Here is a 3,341-nt window from a genome sequence, read left to right on the forward strand (position 1 = left end):
ACACTCTTACTTGTCCAAGATGTCAGGCTCACCCAGGTACTTTGCCTATAGTTAATAAAGAAATGGTGCATAAAACTATCAAAGCAGGACTTGCTACTAACTGCACTATTCAAAAGAAAAGCAGATTCGCTAGAAAACATTATTTCTACCCAGATTTGCCTTCTTATTATCAGATTACTCAAATGGATGAACCAATCTGTACAGAAGGTCATCTTGATATAACAGTTCTTAATGATGACGGATCTTCTTACAATAAAAGCATAAGAATAAACAGAATACACATGGAAGAAGATGCGGGTAAACTTGTGCATGATGATACAGGAAGACCTTTAAGCTATGTAGACTTAAACCGTGCCGGATGCTGTTTGATTGAATGTGTAAGCGAGCCGGATATTTCTACAGGTGAAGAAGCTTATCAATATTTAACAGAGCTTAAAAAAATCTTCAAATATATTGATGTTTCTGACTGTAATATGGAAGAAGGTTCTTTAAGATGCGATGCTAACGTTTCTATAAGACCAAAAGGAAGTACAGAACTTGGTACTAAAACTGAAGTTAAAAATATGAACAGTTTTAGAAATGTAAGACTTGCTATTGACTATGAGATCAAAAGACAAATTAAAGCATTAAACAACGGCGAGAAAATCTTACAGGAAACTAGACTTTATGATGCTAAAGAAAATACTACTAAGGGAATGCGTTCAAAAGAGGGTGCTGCAGATTACAGATATTTCCCAGACCCAGATATACCTCTTTTAGTATTAAAAGATGAAGAAATTGAGAATGCTAAAAAAGAGCTTCCAGAACTTCCTCAGCAAAAACGTGAAAGACTTAAAAAAGATTATGATTTACCAGATCAGGATATAGTTGTATTAACAGAAGATGCTGCATTAGCTGATTATTATGAGGCAGCTGTTAAAGCTTATCCTAAACAGCCTAAGAAAATAAGCAACTGGATAATGGTTGAAGTTAATGCTTACTTAAACAAAAAACTTCTAACTATAAAAGACTTTAAGCCTAAAGCAGAGCATATAGGTGAGATTTTCAAACTTATAGATGAAGGCGTTATAAGCGGTAAAATAGCAAAAGAGATTTTTGAAGATATGTGCGAAACAGGGGAAGCTCCTTCTGCTATAGTTGAGAAAAAAGGCATCAAACAAGTAAGCGATACTGGCGAGCTTGAAACAATAATAAGAAAAGTATTAGAAGAAAATCCTAAATCAGTAGCAGACTTCAAAGCAGGTAAGGAAAAATCATTCGGCTTCTTAGTAGGTCAGACAATGAAAGCTACTAAAGGTCACGGCAACCCTAAACTTGTTAATGAAGTTTTAAGAAAAATTTTAAGCGAATAATTAAAATTAATATTTAATATTATAAATAAAGCCTAGCTATTAAATATAGTTAGGCTTTTTATTTATTTTTATTTGTAATTATATTTTTTTATTATATAATCTATATCTATAAAAATAATTAAAAATAAGTACACTTTAATGCAAAACTATAATATATGTATAATAACAGATATTGGAACTATATACGGATTCGGACATATTACCCGTATGAAGTTTATAGCTAATAAATTAAAAGATTATTACAATTTTGTATTTTCTTCTATTAATAATAACAGTGATATATTTAAAGATACATCTATAAATACTTGTAAATATAATGAAATAAAATCTATTAACCCTTATTTAATAATAGTAGACAGCAGGGAAGTAGATGCTAAATTTATAAAAGAGTTAAAAACTATATCTAATGTTATTATAATTGATAGTGTAGGAAATGAGAGAGAATTTGCTGATATAGTTATAGAAATGCTTCCTAATTTGGATAATTCTAAAGATGTCAATATAAAGCCTTTCATAGCTACTATTTTAAATACTAATATTAAGCCTCAGTATGATGAGAATGCCCCTGTTTTGCTTTACTTAGGTTTTAATAATGAATTAAAAAAGAAAGCTGTAGATATAATAAGCAAAATACAAAATAAAGATTTTGTACTTATAGATATAGAAAAAGAAAGCGAATATCCTAATGTAAAATACATAAATTTCAGCCCTGATATTTTTTCAAAACCCTATAGTGCAGTTATTACATACTTTGGGCTTACTGCTTTTGAATGTATAGAAGCATCAATACCTACTATACTTCTTTCTCCTACAAAATATCATGATGATTTGGCAAAAAGTCAAAATGAATTATTTTTTAATTTGGGTTTTTTTGAAAATGTTGATACTAATGAAGCAGTAATTAGATTAAGAAATTTTTTATTTGATAAAGATTCGCAAAGCCATTATATGGAAAATGGCAATTCAATAGATACAGAAAAATCATTAGAAAGAATAAAAACCATTATAGATAATATAAAAGATTTTAAGGATATAAAATGTCCTTTTTGCGGCGGCAATGCTGTAGAAATGAAAAATAGAAATTTGGAATCTAATTTATATAAATGCAAAAAATGCGATACATTATTTAGAAAATATTTTCTTCCTCCGTTTACAGATTATTCATCTAAATATTTTGTGGAAGATTATAAGAATCAGTATGGAAAGACTTATGAAGAGGACAGCGAAAATTTGAGAGCATTGGCCAGAAGACGTTTGGAAAAGATAAAGAAAATAAAGCCAAACGGAAAAATACTTGATATAGGCAGTGCTATGGGGTTTTTCTTAAAAGAGGCTCAGGATAATGGTTATGAAACTGAAGGTATAGAAATAAGCGAATATGCTTCTAATTATTGTGTTAATACTCTTAACCTTAATGTTCATAATTGTTCATTATTAGATTTTGAATATAAGGAAAAAGAGTACGATATAATTACTGCTTGGTATGTTGTGGAGCATATATATAACTTTGAAAATATTTTAAGTAAAATATTATACTCCCTTAAAGATGACGGAATATTGGCATTTGCTACACCTAACGGACATGGCATAAGCGGAAGATTCAATAAAAATTATTTTTCTATAGTTCCTACAGATCATGCTTTTGAAACTAATCCTAAGGCTTTGGATATATTTTTATCTAAATATTCATTAAAAAGAATAAATTTAGAAAATCAAAGTATTTATTATAATAGATTCTGCGATATATTTAATTTAAGCTTTATTAAAAATAATAAAGGTATTTCAAATTTATACCGTTCTATAGCAAAAAAGAAAAATCTTGGCGATACTTTTGAATGTATATATATAAATACTAAAAAATAAATATTTATTAAATTTGATAATAAGGCATGTTTATATAGGCAATACTGTTAAAATACATAATAGTTTATATTTATATTTATTAAAAAATAAAAATCTATTATATATTGACTATGAAAATTTAAATAT

General features: G+C 28.0%; 2 protein-coding genes. Both read left to right on the top strand.

What is annotated here, in order from left to right; genetic code table 11:
* Positions 1 to 1,352, top strand: a 1,352-nt coding sequence (gene gatB / locus Q0J90_RS03745) for an Asp-tRNA(Asn)/Glu-tRNA(Gln) amidotransferase subunit GatB (protein WP_297276632.1), incomplete at its 5' end; no start/stop codon positions are given.
* Between the two features lie 138 nt (positions 1,353 to 1,490).
* Positions 1,491 to 3,215, top strand: coding sequence for a methyltransferase domain-containing protein (locus Q0J90_RS03750; RefSeq protein ID WP_297276633.1), 1,725 nt, complete (start codon positions 1,491 to 1,493; stop codon positions 3,213 to 3,215).
* Positions 3,216 to 3,341 lie beyond the last annotated feature (126 nt).

The organism is uncultured Brachyspira sp. (assembly GCF_944390595.1).
Taxonomy (GTDB): domain Bacteria; phylum Spirochaetota; class Brachyspiria; order Brachyspirales; family Brachyspiraceae; genus Brachyspira.

Coding starts and splice junctions, on each gene's coding strand:
- Q0J90_RS03750 (WP_297276633.1), top strand. CDS start 1,491: ATGCAAAACTATAATATATGTATAATAACAGATATTGGAACTATATAC.